Annotated in this window: 16 protein-coding genes; 14 read left to right on the plus strand and 2 right to left on the minus strand. The window is 67.5% G+C overall.

Annotated elements, in window-relative coordinates; all coding sequences use genetic code 11:
• The first annotated feature begins 240 nt into the window (after positions 1 to 240).
• The 4 genes from BLW82_RS43475 to BLW82_RS26435 all read left to right on the plus strand — a co-directional run bounded on the left by BLW82_RS43475 (position 241) and on the right by BLW82_RS26435 (position 4,173).
• Positions 241 to 807 (plus strand): DUF3566 domain-containing protein, encoded by a 567-nt coding sequence (locus BLW82_RS43475; protein WP_107408577.1) that lies wholly within the window; start codon positions 241 to 243, stop codon positions 805 to 807.
• 490 nt (positions 808 to 1,297) lie between these two features.
• Entirely contained in the window at positions 1,298 to 2,995 is a 1,698-nt protein-coding gene (locus BLW82_RS26425; RefSeq protein WP_093502386.1) for a DUF6119 family protein, read from the plus strand.
• 150 nt (positions 2,996 to 3,145) lie between these two features.
• Positions 3,146 to 3,592, plus strand: a complete 447-nt coding sequence (locus tag BLW82_RS26430; RefSeq protein ID WP_093508276.1) for a GntR family transcriptional regulator — start codon at positions 3,146 to 3,148, stop codon at positions 3,590 to 3,592.
• Positions 3,593 to 3,603: 11 nt separating this feature from the next.
• Positions 3,604 to 4,173: an HD domain-containing protein gene (locus tag BLW82_RS26435; RefSeq protein WP_177233074.1), complete on the plus strand. Its 570-nt coding sequence runs from the start codon at positions 3,604 to 3,606 to the stop codon at positions 4,171 to 4,173.
• Here BLW82_RS26435 and BLW82_RS26440 read toward each other — a convergent pair.
• The gene (locus BLW82_RS26440) at positions 4,161 to 4,634 is read right to left on the minus strand and encodes an NUDIX domain-containing protein (protein ID WP_093502389.1); all 474 of its coding nucleotides are present in this window, start codon (positions 4,632 to 4,634) and stop codon (positions 4,161 to 4,163) included. The two genes, BLW82_RS26435 and BLW82_RS26440, sit on opposite strands and share 13 nt — an antisense overlap.
• Positions 4,634 to 5,401 (minus strand): helix-turn-helix domain-containing protein, encoded by a 768-nt coding sequence (locus BLW82_RS26445; protein ID WP_093508277.1) that lies wholly within the window; start codon positions 5,399 to 5,401, stop codon positions 4,634 to 4,636. The genes BLW82_RS26440 and BLW82_RS26445 overlap by 1 nt, the downstream gene beginning before the upstream one ends.
• A 553-nt stretch (positions 5,402 to 5,954) precedes the next feature.
• Between BLW82_RS26445 and BLW82_RS26450 the strand changes: the two genes are divergently transcribed.
• The 10 genes from BLW82_RS26450 to BLW82_RS26495 all read left to right on the plus strand — a co-directional run bounded on the left by BLW82_RS26450 (position 5,955) and on the right by BLW82_RS26495 (position 13,138).
• A complete protein-coding gene (locus tag BLW82_RS26450) occupies positions 5,955 to 6,767 on the plus strand; it encodes a DUF4097 family beta strand repeat-containing protein (RefSeq protein ID WP_093502391.1) in 813 nt (270 codons plus the stop codon).
• 100 nt (positions 6,768 to 6,867) lie between these two features.
• Complete coding sequence (locus BLW82_RS26455) at positions 6,868 to 7,158, plus strand: hypothetical protein (RefSeq protein WP_093502393.1); 291 nt, start codon at positions 6,868 to 6,870, stop codon at positions 7,156 to 7,158.
• Complete coding sequence (locus tag BLW82_RS26460; RefSeq protein WP_256215961.1) at positions 7,155 to 7,823, plus strand: GGDEF domain-containing protein; 669 nt, start codon at positions 7,155 to 7,157, stop codon at positions 7,821 to 7,823. Before BLW82_RS26455 ends, BLW82_RS26460 begins: the two co-directional genes overlap by 4 nt.
• Entirely contained in the window at positions 7,820 to 8,962 is a 1,143-nt protein-coding gene (locus BLW82_RS26465; RefSeq protein ID WP_093502395.1) for a conjugal transfer protein, read from the plus strand. The genes BLW82_RS26460 and BLW82_RS26465 overlap by 4 nt, the downstream gene beginning before the upstream one ends.
• Complete coding sequence (locus tag BLW82_RS26470) at positions 8,959 to 9,345, plus strand: RRQRL motif-containing zinc-binding protein (protein WP_093502397.1); 387 nt, start codon at positions 8,959 to 8,961, stop codon at positions 9,343 to 9,345. The genes BLW82_RS26465 and BLW82_RS26470 overlap by 4 nt, the downstream gene beginning before the upstream one ends.
• Positions 9,346 to 9,545: 200 nt before the next feature.
• On the plus strand, positions 9,546 to 11,732 hold the full coding sequence (locus BLW82_RS26475; RefSeq protein WP_177233075.1) for a cell division protein FtsK: 2,187 nt from the start codon (positions 9,546 to 9,548) through the stop codon (positions 11,730 to 11,732).
• 141 nt (positions 11,733 to 11,873) lie between these two features.
• The gene (locus BLW82_RS26480) at positions 11,874 to 12,131 is read left to right on the plus strand and encodes a hypothetical protein (protein ID WP_093502398.1); all 258 of its coding nucleotides are present in this window, start codon (positions 11,874 to 11,876) and stop codon (positions 12,129 to 12,131) included.
• Between the two features lie 14 nt (positions 12,132 to 12,145).
• The gene (locus BLW82_RS26485; protein ID WP_093502400.1) at positions 12,146 to 12,340 is read left to right on the plus strand and encodes a hypothetical protein; all 195 of its coding nucleotides are present in this window, start codon (positions 12,146 to 12,148) and stop codon (positions 12,338 to 12,340) included.
• A 14-nt stretch (positions 12,341 to 12,354) separates the two neighbouring features.
• On the plus strand, positions 12,355 to 12,831 hold the full coding sequence (locus BLW82_RS26490) for a hypothetical protein (protein ID WP_093502402.1): 477 nt from the start codon (positions 12,355 to 12,357) through the stop codon (positions 12,829 to 12,831).
• A 16-nt stretch (positions 12,832 to 12,847) separates the two neighbouring features.
• Complete coding sequence (locus BLW82_RS26495) at positions 12,848 to 13,138, plus strand: hypothetical protein (protein WP_093502404.1); 291 nt, start codon at positions 12,848 to 12,850, stop codon at positions 13,136 to 13,138.
• The last annotated feature ends 33 nt before the right edge of the window (positions 13,139 to 13,171 follow it).

Here is a 13,171-nt window from a genome sequence, read left to right on the forward strand (position 1 = left end):
GCGCGGGGTCAGGCCGCCTCATGACGGCTCCCGCACAGGATCCGAGACCGGGCGCCGCGACCGGCCCGAACGCCATGGACCGGCGGCCCCGCGACCGTCACCGCCGCGTGGACACCTGCCGGTAGCTCGTACGGGGGACAGCCCGAGCGCCCATCCCTGCTCACTCACCGTCATCGCCGGACATGCGCGGGCTCGCGCCTGCCCCTAACGTCGCAGGTGAGGACCAGCGAGGGAGCGGACATGAGCCGAACCAAGCGCAGCAGGACCCGCAGCACGGCCCGCAAGCCGGGGCCGAGGATCTCGTCCCGCAGGGTGACGTCACCGACGGCGCCCACTCCGACAGCCCCCGAACGCGGGTCGCCGCACCCGGCACCACCCCGCGACCACGCCTTCCCGCACGGCCCACCGCGCCGGCCCACCCGCATGCGGATAGCCGGGACCAACCCCTGGTCGGTCACGGTGATGAGCTTCTTCTTCCTGACCGGCCTGGGGGTGTGCGTCCTGGGCGTCGCCCTGGCCACGTCTGTGCTGCTCGGCCTCGTGGCCCCCGGCGAGTGGCCGAGCCCGTGGCAGACGCTGATCATCGCGACCGGGGTCGTCGCGCTGGAGATCCTCCTCGGCACCGTTCTGGCCTGCCTGTGCGGCTTCATGTACAACTACACCGCCCGCTTCAGCGGCGGCGTCGAAGTGGCCCTCACCGGCGACCTCACCGACCCGCCCCCGGCCGCCCGGGCCCTCCGGCTCCTGACACGGCCGCACACACGCGCCCGCCGGGCCGAAGCCGACCCCGGCCCCCGGCAGCCGTAGCCACCCGCACAACCGGAAGGGCGGCACCCCCTGCTGAGGTGCCGCCCTGTCGTCCTGCCCGGTCGGGCATCCAGAGGCCGTGGCGGGAATCGAACCCACGTAACTCGCTTTGCAGGTTTGTCCGGGCTGGTCAGGGCACGATGCGGACGCGTTCGCGAGCGTTCAATCCCGTACGCGCGCTCCGTTCGAGAGGGCACAGTGAACGGCCTCGGACGGCAATGAACGGCCATGAACGAGACGGAAACTGAGACGGCTCACTGGAGTCAACTGCTTGCCTGGCCAGCGATGCAGGTACCAGCTGACGAGTAGGCGCAGCGACGAGTGCTCAGGCCCACGGCACCCAGTAATCGCGAGGCGAGCCCGGACTCCGCTCCGAGCAGCGCATGCGAACTTTTGTTCGCATGCGAGCGCATGGTGACGGAAACTATTCCCTTGCTGGACACTGTGTGATACAAAAATCCCCTTATGTCGCTGGGGGGTGGTGTGAGTCATGGCTGGTAACGCTTCGACGCTCCGTTTCAATTGTTTTCTCTTGCGGGAGGGGCTCGATTCATACGAGGAGGCTTTTCGGCCGCAGTACCGGCCGGGGAAGCCGAATGGTATGAGGAAGCTTGCTGACGCAGCTTTGGCTCCAAAAGGATGCGTGGCTTACCTAAGGGATATGTCGGAGAAGCAGCCGGCGTGGGCCAAGCTGCTCGCTCCCGTTTTCCATGAACTTGAGGCGGTTCTAAACTATTCGAATCGGTTAGTTATCTTTCTCCCGGTGGCCGACCGAGTGTTCGCTGTCTGTTTCGGTTATGGAAGTAGCACACTCGAATGGTCATGGGTAGAAGCAAACTTCGGTTTGAAGTTCGCAGCTCGCCGGTTCGATAGTCAGGCGATGAATGCGGTCGGTAGCCGCAGAATCGATGCTTCCTCCCGTTCGCAATGGGTGCAGATACCGGCCAACACGCGGATCAGCGACTTCGAAATCGAGCTTGACGGCGAGTTCACCAAGAAACTTGTTGGCAAGCTTGATGCGGGCTTGGACTTCCCTGACCTAGGGGCTGTAGTAGCGACAGACTCCGTGTCGTTCAAAGTTGACACAGACTTGAATAAGGTCCGGGAAATTTTGGGCAAAATGCTGGAAACTGCAGAAAGTGGTACAGCTCATAAAGATCTGGCCTTCATCGACTCACTTGAACCACTGCGGGTCAAGAGTGAGATAGTGAAGGACCTGGAGAAGCTCCTAGTGGATGAGCTTTTTGGTGACCGTGCCCGGAAACCGCAAGGGCAGCCACTGGCACAGCTTGCCGTTAGTGCGCTGAGTGTTCACGTACTCTCATTCGCTCCCCCGGACGATGTTTCCGTAGAAAACGTGCACGACTTCCTCATCTACAGGGGCGACCTGGAAGAAACGTTCGAGGCGATGAGCCTCGACGCGCTAAGGGCTTCTCTGTTCTTATTCCCGGGTAAGTTTGGTGTCTCTTGCTTGAGTGACATCAAGATATTGGCTCGTGACGCGAATGGCGATTCGGCGAGTCCGGCTAAGCCGCTGAAGCATTGGCTTGTTTTCGAGGCGGGCGACCAGGACAGGCGCTATCTGCTGACGCTGGGTAAATGGTATGCGCTTGCAGAGAAGTACACGGAGAAGCTCGATCAGGACTTGTCCCTCCTTGAGGATGTCACGGACGCTCTACAGCTGATACCTTGGGACGACTGGGGTGCGCAAAACAACTGGGAGAAGCACTACAACCGCAATGCGGTAAAAGGTCGTAAAGATCTAATCTGCCTCGACAGGGAGAAGTTGTACAGCGAAGACGGTGACGAGATCGAGGCTTGCGACTTGCTCCACGTCGATGGGTATTTTGTGCATGTCAAGCCGTACTCGGGGAGTCAGACGCTAAGTCATCTTTTCTCCCAGGGGTTCGTGTCGGCGCAAACTATAATCGTAGACGCCAAATACCGAAGCGACTTCATTGAAGCCGTAAGATCAATCAATCCTGACCTTATTGAGGCCGCATCTCAAGTGCCGCCCAAGTTCGTCACATACGCCGTTGCCTTCGACGGGAGTCAGCGCATACCGCAGGATTTGCCAACCTTCAGTAAAGTGAATCTGCGGAGCTTCAGTAAGCGCGTAAAGATGCTCGGTTCAGTGCCGACCCTTGCCCGTATACAAATGACATTCAAGCGAGAGAAAAAGAAGTAGGCTCCTTCCGGCTGCCTGGGTGACTTCTCTCTGGGTATGCCCCTGATCCTGGTGGCTGTCGTTGAGCAGCTGGTTACGCCTCTGGTCCGCGTGGGGCGCGGCCATGCGACCCTTGGCAGCGAGCAACGGAGCGATGCGAGAGGAGCCGAAGTGCCGGAGGCCAGTCCGCGCGGAACCTACCTGATCATTGCGGAGACGCTGCGAAGCGAGATTCAGGCGGAGCAGGGTGGCAGCACCTTGCCGTCAGAGGCCGACCTGATGGACTTGCACAGCGTCTCCCGGAACACGATCCGCCGCGCGCTCAAGGTTCTCGAAGCTGACGGAGTTGTCGAGTCCGCCCCCGGGATCGGGTGGCGCGTGGTCCGGGGAGGTGACCGGCGGTCGCTCGCGGAGCGCATGACGGACGTGATCAAAGACGACTCCCTCTCAGTAGGAGACGCATACCCGTCCGAAGCGAAGCTGTGTGAGCGCTTCGGAGCGTCCCGGACCGCCGTGCGCCGTGTCCTTGCTCAGATGGAGGGAAACGGCTTGCTCGCCACCGTGCACGGCAAAGGGCGGACCGTGCGCGCTCTCCCGGCATCCGCCGCCCGGCCGTAGTCTTGGCCGCCATGGGACTGACTGAGTGGGCGTACACGCTCTCTGAATCGCTGCTTTCCGATCCGCTCCCGCGCAGGTGGGCGCACTCACTCGGGGTCGCCAAGCGCGCTCGCTCCCTGAGCGCAATCCTGGGGGAGGACACGGAACTCTTGGAAGCGGCGGCCGTGTTGCATGACATCGGCTACTCGCCGGCCATTGCTGCCACGGGCTTCCATCCCTTGGACGGTGCGCGGTTCCTCAGGGATCAGGAAGGTGCGGACGAACGGGTCGTTCGTCTCGTGGCGCATCACTCCTGTGCCTTGTTGGAAGCGGAGGAACGCGGACTCCGTCAAGAACTTGAGGGCGAGTTCGAGCTAGAGCGTCCCGACCTGGTCGACGCCTTGCTGTACTGCGACATGACGACGACGCCGGACGGGACGCAGACGACGCCGGCTGAGCGGCTGGATGAGATCGTGCAGCGATACGGCCCCGACACGATCGTCGGGCGGTTCATCCAGCGCGCGGCCCCCGAGATCCATGCCGCGTCGAAGCGTGTCGGGGATCGGATGGCGGACGCCTCTGTTGGTCGTCAGCCGATGTAAGGCTCTTGCCGCGCGTCATCGAGACCGTGCCGGATGCGCAACATCATCGAAGGGTGGATGTCCAGCCCGTCAAGGTCCGCCGGATCAATCCAGCGGACCTCTTTCGATTCGCTACTTGTGCGCAGGGAACCGCCGACCGGGTGGGCCCGGAAGCAGATGGAGAACTGTTGCCGGACCTCGCCGTCGTCGTACGCCAAAACGTGCTCGGGGTCGGTGTAGAGCCCGACGATGTTGTCGACCTCAACGTCGATACCGGTCTCTTCTCGAACCTCGCGAACGACCGTGTCCGCGATGCGCTCGCCGATGTCGTGACCACCACCGGGCAGGGCCCAAAGGTCGTTGTCGGTCTTGTGGATGAGCAACAGTCGCCCCGCAGTGTCCCGGACAACCGCCGTCACCGACGGGACGACCGAGTTGGCCTTAGGGGCGTGCGGGTCGCGGAAGTAGTCAATCCGGCTCATCAGCGTGTGCCTTCCCAATCGGCGGGCGACGAGATCGGACGCGCCGACTGCCACACCTTCTCAACGCTTTCAGCGTAGGCGTCGAAGAGCTCACCGCCGGGGACGCGTCGCAGATGGAGCACGGGAGCCATGTACGCGCCGACCCCGTAGAGGTGGCCGTTCGCCAGCATCTCGTCATCGGCTCGGTAGATCGAGTTGTAGAGCGTGGTGCCGTGCAAGCGGAACTCGACACCCGGGAGACCGAAGAGCGGGGCGTAGTTGATGAGGGCGTTGCGAATCTTGCCCGCCATCGCGGCGCCGATCCCTTCGTCCTCGCCCCGCACGGCCACGGCCGGCGACTCGGGTTCTCCCAGCATGAAGCGGATGGGCACTCCGTCGGCCGCTTTTTCCTTCACGATGCGGTGAAACGTCGCGTCCTCAGTGAGCCAGAACCCCGAGTACACCAGTAGGTCAAACTGCCGGGTCGCCTTGGAGTACAAGTTCGTCCAAAGGGTCTGCATCACTACGGACCGGTGCGGATACAGCCTGACCAACTCGGCGTTGCCGGTGGCGGTCACTTCGGCCGACGTCCGTTCGTCCGGCCAGAGGTACGAGACTTCGCACTTCAGAAGTGAGGCAGTCGCGTACTGGAAGCGGCGATACGGCTTGCGCTCTGGGTCGTTGATCCAGCGCTCTACCGTCTTGGCCGAGACACCGAGGCGTTCGGCGACCTCATCAAGGGTCAAGCCCAAGTCGACTATCGCGCCGCGCAGTCGCTCGTTCGCCACGTTCAACCTCCGCTCGCTCGGGACGACTTGGTGCGACTTCACGCTAGCTAAGAACGACCTGAGTCGTACAGGTGCGAAGTCGATCGTCGTCGCCGCCGACGCCACTCTGTAGGTACATCGAGCGCGAGGGTCTCGCCGAACTCCACAAAGCCGAAGGGCTTGACGGGGCGAACCTTCCTCTGCAAGATGAGGAACACGTAATACATGTTCCTCATGCAGGGCCCGGAGAGCAAGGCCCGGATTCCGCCCTGCGAAGAACTCAACAGAGTGCCGACCCAGCCACCTGAACACGGGTGGTCGATGGGTGCGGGTCACCATCCCGACCGCCCATGTTGGGCCGGGTGACCTGCCCGACTTCGTCTCTCAGGGCGACAGTCGGCACTTCTTGATCCAAAGCCCGCAGAACCTTGACGAGGGCAGACCCTCGCGCCTGATCGCCCGCCCGATGCGCGGGCGCGCACCTCATCAATGACTTCCGGTACGGCGGCACTCCCGGACAAGGGCAGCCCGCCGCGCCTGGTCTCCCTATCCCGACGCAGTCAGGAGTTCTTCCATGACCGAGCGCATCATCCCCGTGGACGTCATCGGCCCGATCGCCCTGGATCTGACGATGAACACCGGCAGTATCCGCGTCGTCGTCGACCCCACGCTGAAGCAGGCGCGCATGGTGTTGACGACGGAGGCCACCTCCGGCCCGTCGGCCGACGCGATCCGTGACACCACCGTCAGCCTGAACGGCCAGAACCTCAGGGTCCGCGTCCCCGACCTCGCCGGCGGCATGAGCGGCATCACCACCGTCAGCAGGGGCGGCTACACCATGACCTTCTCCGGCGGCAACGGTGTGCAGATCATCAACGGCAACGTCCACATCACCGGCCACGGCGGCGGCAAGGTGTTCGTCAATGGCCGCGAGGTCACCGCGACTGACCCGGCCGGGGACGCGGTGACGCCGATCAGCGCCGTTGTCCATCTGCCCGCCAAGTCGGTGGTCGCGATCAGCACGCACACCGCGAACGCCGTGGTCACGGGCGTGCTGGCCCGACTGGAGTACGACGGCACCTCCGGGATGCTGACCGCTGACCGCGTCGGCGACCTGGAAGCCACGGTGACCAGCGGCAGCGTCATCGTCGGCGAGGTGAACGGCCCGCTGGACATCAGCCTCACGTCCGGCAGCGTCAACGTCGGCGCCTACAGCGGCCATCACGCCCGCCTGAACGTCACCTCCGGCAGCGTCCGCATGGCCGCGACCTCGCAGGCCAGCGGCCGTCTGTCCGTGAACGCCACCTCCGGCAGCGTCCGCGTCACCGGCGCCGGTCACCTGAACGTCCGCCGCCGGGTGACCAGCGGCCACGTGCAGATCAGCTAACCCTCTACCTCGCCCCTCGCGGGGCGGTCGCACTCCCGGACAGGACAGCCGACCGCCCCGCGCCCTTCCCGACGTATCCAAGGAGAGATCCACCATGCGTATGCGCACCTTCGTCGCCGGCCAGGAAGCGCACGGCGACATTGAGTTCGCGGAACTGGCGCTCGGTATCGATATCGACTTGTTCCGGGGCCCGCTGGAGTTCGAGACGGACGGCGAGCGTGCCGCCCGTGAGGACGCGGCCCGTGACGTCCTCGCCGACCTGCGGGCGGAGGCGGAGGCCGGTGATGAGATCGCCGGTTGGGACGCCCTGTACGCCGACGCGCTGACCCGTACGGTGCCGTTCCTGCGCTCCGTTCGCGGCCACCGGTCGGGGACGGGGGAAGCGGCGTGAGCGAGCTGATGTTCGCCGCCGCTGCCGGACTGCCGTTGGCGGCCGGGTGGTCGGTTCACGCGCTGCGGCTGACGCGCCGGATCGAGACGGCCCGCCGCGACCCGCTGACCGGGCTTTGGACGCGGGACGCGTTCGAGCAGCGTGCCGCCCGGCTGCTGGCCCGGCACCCGCACGTCGCGGTGGTGCTGGTCGACCTGGACGGCTTCAAGGCCGTCAACGACACCCACGGCCACGCCGCCGGGGACGCAGCGATCCGCGCCACCGGCGCGAGCCTGAACGACGCGCTTGCCGGGCAGCGGCGGGCGGTCGCGGGACGCCTCGGAGGTGACGAGTTCGCCGCCGCCGTCGCCCTGTCCGACCCGATCGCGCTGCCGTGGTTGCTGCGAGGTCTGCACGACGAGATCACCGCGCCGTTCCGCCACGCCGGACGTGACCTCACGGTCGGCGCGTCCATCGGCGCCGCGCTCTCCAGTGACGTCCCCTCTGGGACCGGACGGGAGCTGTCGGCGCTGCTGCGACTGGCCGACGAAGCGATGTACACGGCCAAGCGCGGCGGGGGCGGCTGGCTCTACCCCGGCGCCATGGCGCCGGCCGCCGGTACGACCGTCGGACGCCGCACGGGACGCCCCGGCACCCACACGACACAGCGGAGGGAAGCGGCATGAACGAGACCCGCAAGCCCCTGACGAAGGTTCAGATCGGTGTCCTGACTGCCGCGTTCGTGCCGATGCTCGCCACGGGCGTGGTCGGCGGGATCGGTACGTACAGCAACATCGGGCACGCCTACGGCACGGGGACCGCGCTCGGTGCGCTCGGTGCTGGTGAGGGCGCCACGGCCGTGCTCGCCCTGGTCCTGTTAGGGCTGACCATGTTGGGGCAGTCCTCGCCGCGCGTCGTGCGGATCGGGCTGTGGGCGCTGCCGGCCGCCGCCGCCGTCATGGGCGCCATGGCCGCGCCGGACCCGGGGCGCACCGTGATCTATGCCCTGACCCCCATGGGCATGTCCGTGTCGGCGGAGGGCATGGCGTTCCTCGCCCGCCGGATCGTCGTCCACACCGACGGCCGGGACGCGGAGAACGAGCGGCGCACCGCCGACATCGTGCAGGCCCTCGCCTACCACCGCGCCCGTGCCGCGCATCACCCGGTGAGCCGGGTGCGGAAGCGGTCCGATCGGGCGTCGTGGCGTCTGGCCCGCAAGGTCGGGGTCGGGGACGCGGCGCTCGGATCGAGGCTGTTGGATGTCCAGCGCGACCGGGTCACGGACGGTGCGGATGCCGCGCTCGCGTCGATGTTCGGCGTCACCGCCCCCGCCGTCGCCCCGATCCCTGACACGGGCGCGAATACGGAGGAACCTACCGAGACCATGAGGAATCGGTCTACGGCTGACCTGCGGGAATCGACCCCGGCGCCGTCGGTGGTGCTGACGCGGCTTTCGGTGCCCGATCCGGTGGCGGTCGACTTCGTGAAGCCGACTCTCCCGCTCAAGCCGGTGGCCGCGATCGCCCCGGCGGTCGACCCGGTCAAGGCCGATCCTGCGCCGACCGGACGTCGGTCGGTGGCGGCCGACTCGCCCCGATCCCGTCGGGCGACCGGCCGGGTTCCGGAGGTGGCACGGTCGCCCCGGCCGAAGCGCACGACGGATCAGTTGCTCGCTGAGGCCCGCACCGCGACCGCCGATTGGCCCGATGCCCGGATTACGGCTGAGGGCATCCGCCGCGAGGTTCACACCTCGCCGGCGAACGCGCGGATGCTGCGGGACACGATCCTTGCCGAACGCGGCGAGGGCGGCGGTAAGGCCGCGTGAAGCGGCTGACCCTCGCCGACTGCTTCGACCCGACCGGGGAGCGCTTCGGCATCCCCACCTTCCCGTGGCGGTGCGCCCCGGGCGACTTGGCCACCCGCCGCCAACTGCGCAGTCGGGGACTGCGGCCGGGCGGTCAGGGCATCGCGGCGCAGATCCTGCGCCCGCGTCGCCGTCGGGAACCACTGACCGCGTACCTGTACCGGGTCGACCTCGCCCGGCCGGTGCGTCCGATGACGCCGGGCCGCTGGCGGGCGCACGAAGCGATGATGCGCGCCCGCCGCCGCTGCCCCGAGTGCGGCGCGGATGCCGGATACGTCATCCCGCCCACGCTCGGAACCTGCGTGACCTGCGCCTACCCCGAGGAACAGCGCGCCGCCGCGTGACCCGCAAGCGCATCACTCGAACGCGGCTTGCACATCCCTGAAACCGACATTACGACCCGGAGCCCCAGTCAGGCCGGAATCCCACTCCGGGTTACTGGCCAGTACCGGCTCTACGTTCACTCTCCCGTCGGGGTTCGGCCTCAGCCGGCCAAAGCGATGACCGAACCCCGACTCTCCTCCCATGCCAGGAAGGCCCCTCAGTGAAGCACCCCGACGACGACAACGAACTCTTCAACCGGCTGGAAGCCGAGATGACGGCAGACCCTCGACCCGACTCCGGGGCCGATGTGGTCGACCTCGACAAGGCCCGCGCCGCGCGTGAGTCGACCCCAACCGACCCGGCATCGGATGACCCGACCACGCGCGTCATGATCGACCGGCCCAGCCCGACCGCGACCGGTCCGGGCTACCTGGGTCGACTGGCCGCCGCGAAGCGCCGGGACGTGATCCCGGTCTGGCTGCGGTCGACCGCCGAACTGCGCACCGCCGCCGCATGGGTGGCCCGCCACTACGCCCACTCGGTGGGCTATCACGCGCTGCGCTCCCCGGTCTACGCCGCCCGCCTGACCCTGCAAGCCCCCGCGGGGGTCGCGAAGTTCGTGGGCGGCACGATGCGGTGGGCGGCCGACCGCGAGGGCGAACCGGTCCGCCTCGCCGCCGTGCGGCGCGAGGACGCGGCGGAGTACCTGAAGCTGTCGCGGCAGCGTGACGGCCGGGTCCGGCTGCGGGTCCTGGTCACCGTGCTCGCGATGTTCATCGGGCTGGGTGCCGCACTCGCCATCTACGTCCTCGCCCCCGACTGGCTTCAGGCCCTGTCGGTCGGCGCGGTCGTGCTCGCGCTTGGGTACGCCGGCCGCAAGGCGGATGACCCGGTCATCCACCGGGCGGTGGAACTGCCCACGGCGTCCAAGCTCACGTCGGACATCGTGCTGCGGGCGCTCGGCTCGCTCGGCATCCCCGCGATCAACCAGGCGCAGGGCAAGGGCCGGGACGGGTTCGAGTTCACCGCCCCGATCACCCGGGACGGCCCCGGTTGGCGCGCTGAGGGCAACCTCCCCTTCGGCGTCACGGTCACGGACATCATCGAGCGGCGCGAACGCCTCGCGTCCGGTCTGCGCCGCCCGCTGGGCTGCGTGTGGCCGGAGGCCGTACCGAACGAGCACACCGGGCATCTGGTGTTGTGGGTCGGTGATCAGGACATGTCCAAGGCCAAGAAGCCCGCGTGGCCGCTGCTGAAGTCCGGTTCGGTGGACCTGTTCAAGCCGGTCGCGTTCGGCACTGACCAGCGCGGGCGCTGGGTTGAGATCACGCTCATGTACATCGCGGCCGTCATCGGCGCGATCCCGCGCATGGGCAAGACCTTCCTTCTGCGTCTGCTGCTGCTCATCGCGGCGTTGGACCCGCGCGCTGAGCTGCACACCTACGACCTTAAGGGCACCGGCGACCTTGACCCGGTCGGGAACGCCGTCTCCCACCGGCACCGAGCCGGGGACGAAGAGGAGGACATCGAGTACGCGGTGCGGGACCTGCGCGCGCTGCGCGAGGAACTGCGGCGCCGCGCGAAGATGATCCGCTCGCTTCCCCGGGACATGTGCCCTGAGTCCAAGGTGACGTCGGAACTGGCGAACAAGAAGTCGCTGGGACTGCACCCGATCGTGGTCGGGGTGGATGAGTGCCAGGTCTGGTTCGAGCACGACAAGTACGGCAAGGAACTCGAAGAGATCTGCACTGACCTGGTCAAGCGCGGTCCGGCGACCGGGATCGTGCTGCTTCTCGCGACGCAGCGCCCGGACGCGAAGGCGCTGCCCACGGGCATCAGCGCGAACGCCTCGGCCCGGTTCTGCCTGAAGGTCATGGGCCAGTTGGAGAACGACATGGTGCTCGGCACGTCCGCCTACAAGCGGGGTGTGCGCGCCACCATGTTCAGTTGGGCCGACAAGGGCATTCACTACTTCGTCGGCGAGGGCTCAGACGCCCGGATCGTCGGTTCCGTGTACGTGGACGCCCCGGCCGCCGAAGCCATCGGCGCCCGCGCCCGCAAGGCCCGCGAACTGGCCGGCACGCTGTCCGGCTACGCGCTCGGGGAAGAGCCGGAGGCAGACGAGAGCGCGGCGTACGACCTGCTGCGTGACATCCTCGCCGTCGTCCCGGCCGACGAGCCCAAGGTGTGGTCCGAAACCGTCGTCGCCCGCCTCGCCGAACTGCGGCCGGAGGTCTACGACGGATGGGACCCCGAAGGACTCGCCGCCGCCCTGAAGCCGCACGGCATCGCCACCATCCAGGTGGGCCGCCGCACAGGCGGCAAGGTCGTCAACCGGCGCGGCATCGACCGCTCCCACATCGTCACCGCGATTGCGGAGCGTGACGGAAACCGGGACGCGGGCTGACGCTCCGGGGCCGCTAGCGCTAGCGGCACACCCCGCTAACGTTAGCGGCCCCGCTAGCGCCCCAAACCCGATCTGATCAGGCCGCTAGCAGATAGCGGCCCACCTGCGGAAACCCTCGAAAACCGCCCCGGAGGGCCCCTGATGACCCCCATCCTCCTTGCTATCGCCTGCCTGCTCTTCGTCACTTTCGGTTACATCGGGCTGTGCGCGGCCTCGCCGTTCGGCGACTGCCGCAAGTGCCGTGGCATGGGCCACAAGCTCAAGACCGACCGCAAAGGCCGGTTGAAGCGCGGCAAGGACTGCCGCCGCTGCAAGGCGACCGGCAAGCGCATACGCGTCGGCCGCTGGCTCTACAACCGCTGGGCCCGCATCTACCGCGCGGGCACCGACACCCCCTGACCGGAAGGCTCCTCATGGTCCTGAACATCTCCGCCGTGCTGCTGTTCGGCGCCGCGTCCGCCCTCGCCGTCAAGACCAAGTCCGCCGGGGGCGCCTCCGCCATCGTCCTGTTCCTGTTCGGGTTCTTCGTCGCCGGGACCGGCGCGTACGAGCCCATCCACAACCTCGTACAGGCGTCCGCCGACGCCCTCTCCGCACTCGGCAAGTGAGAGGAGACCGACCCGTGAACGAACACCTCCCGACCCCGCGGCCGGACACGCCCACCGCCCCGGCGTACGACCCGGCATCGCTGGAGCTGCATGCGCCCGCCCCGGCCGCCGTCGAACTCGCCGCCGAACGCGGCCCGGTCGTCTGGGTGCCCGACGCCTACGGGCGCATGGTCCCCATGCCCAAGCACCTCGCCCCACCGCCCATGGTCATGCCGGAACCGCGCGACCTGACCCCGCTTCCCCTGCTCGACCCGATCGCTCAGCGCTTCGTCGGCGCCGGGATCGGCGGCGGCGCCCTCGCGGCCGGCGTCGGCTGGGGTGTGGGCGAGGTCATCAACGCCGCCGCCGGGTTCACCTCCGGCGCCGCGATGTGGATCGCCCTCGCCGTCCTCGCCTGGCGCATGCCCGTCCGCGCCATCAGCAGCGGGCGCAACGGGAGCACGGTCAACATCCGCAAGGCCGTGATCAAGCGCAGCACCTTCAACGGCTGACAGGAGGCCAACACCCGTGACCCGACTGCGCATTCAGGTCGCCCACTGGCCCCGCCGGGCCTTGGTCCTGACCGACACGCCCCGCCCCGACTGCCGCGACTGCGAGGGCATCGGCGGCTTCGAGTACGACTACGGCGACCACAACGGCGAGTACGCCGACACCGACTGGGGCCCCTGCGGTTGCTGGAACGAGAACCGTCGCTGGCCGCTGCTGCCCCTGCCGCGTCGGCCCCGGTGGCTGCGTCGGCGCCACACCGTCCGTGACCCGTGGGGGCCGGACGGCTACAGCGACGAACCGCCCTTCTAGCTTCGCCCGTGGGCGGCGGCACTCCCGGACAAG

The sequence above is a fragment of the Streptomyces sp. Ag109_O5-10 genome (genome assembly GCF_900105755.1).
Lineage (GTDB): Bacteria > Actinomycetota > Actinomycetes > Streptomycetales > Streptomycetaceae > Streptomyces.

Bases quoted from the DNA above. Each gene is read 5' to 3' on its own strand.
- BLW82_RS43475 (WP_107408577.1), top strand. From the start codon at position 241: ATGAGCCGAACCAAGCGCAGCAGGACCCGCAGCACGGCCCGCAAGCCG.
- BLW82_RS26425 (WP_093502386.1), top strand. From the start codon at position 1,298: ATGGCTGGTAACGCTTCGACGCTCCGTTTCAATTGTTTTCTCTTGCGG.
- BLW82_RS26435 (WP_177233074.1), top strand. From the start codon at position 3,604: ATGGGACTGACTGAGTGGGCGTACACGCTCTCTGAATCGCTGCTTTCC.
- BLW82_RS26440 (WP_093502389.1), bottom strand. From the start codon at position 4,634: ATGAGCCGGATTGACTACTTCCGCGACCCGCACGCCCCTAAGGCCAAC.
- BLW82_RS26450 (WP_093502391.1), top strand. From the start codon at position 5,955: ATGACCGAGCGCATCATCCCCGTGGACGTCATCGGCCCGATCGCCCTG.
- BLW82_RS26455 (WP_093502393.1), top strand. From the start codon at position 6,868: ATGCGCACCTTCGTCGCCGGCCAGGAAGCGCACGGCGACATTGAGTTC.
- BLW82_RS26465 (WP_093502395.1), top strand. From the start codon at position 7,820: ATGAACGAGACCCGCAAGCCCCTGACGAAGGTTCAGATCGGTGTCCTG.
- BLW82_RS26480 (WP_093502398.1), top strand. From the start codon at position 11,874: ATGACCCCCATCCTCCTTGCTATCGCCTGCCTGCTCTTCGTCACTTTC.
- BLW82_RS26485 (WP_093502400.1), top strand. From the start codon at position 12,146: ATGGTCCTGAACATCTCCGCCGTGCTGCTGTTCGGCGCCGCGTCCGCC.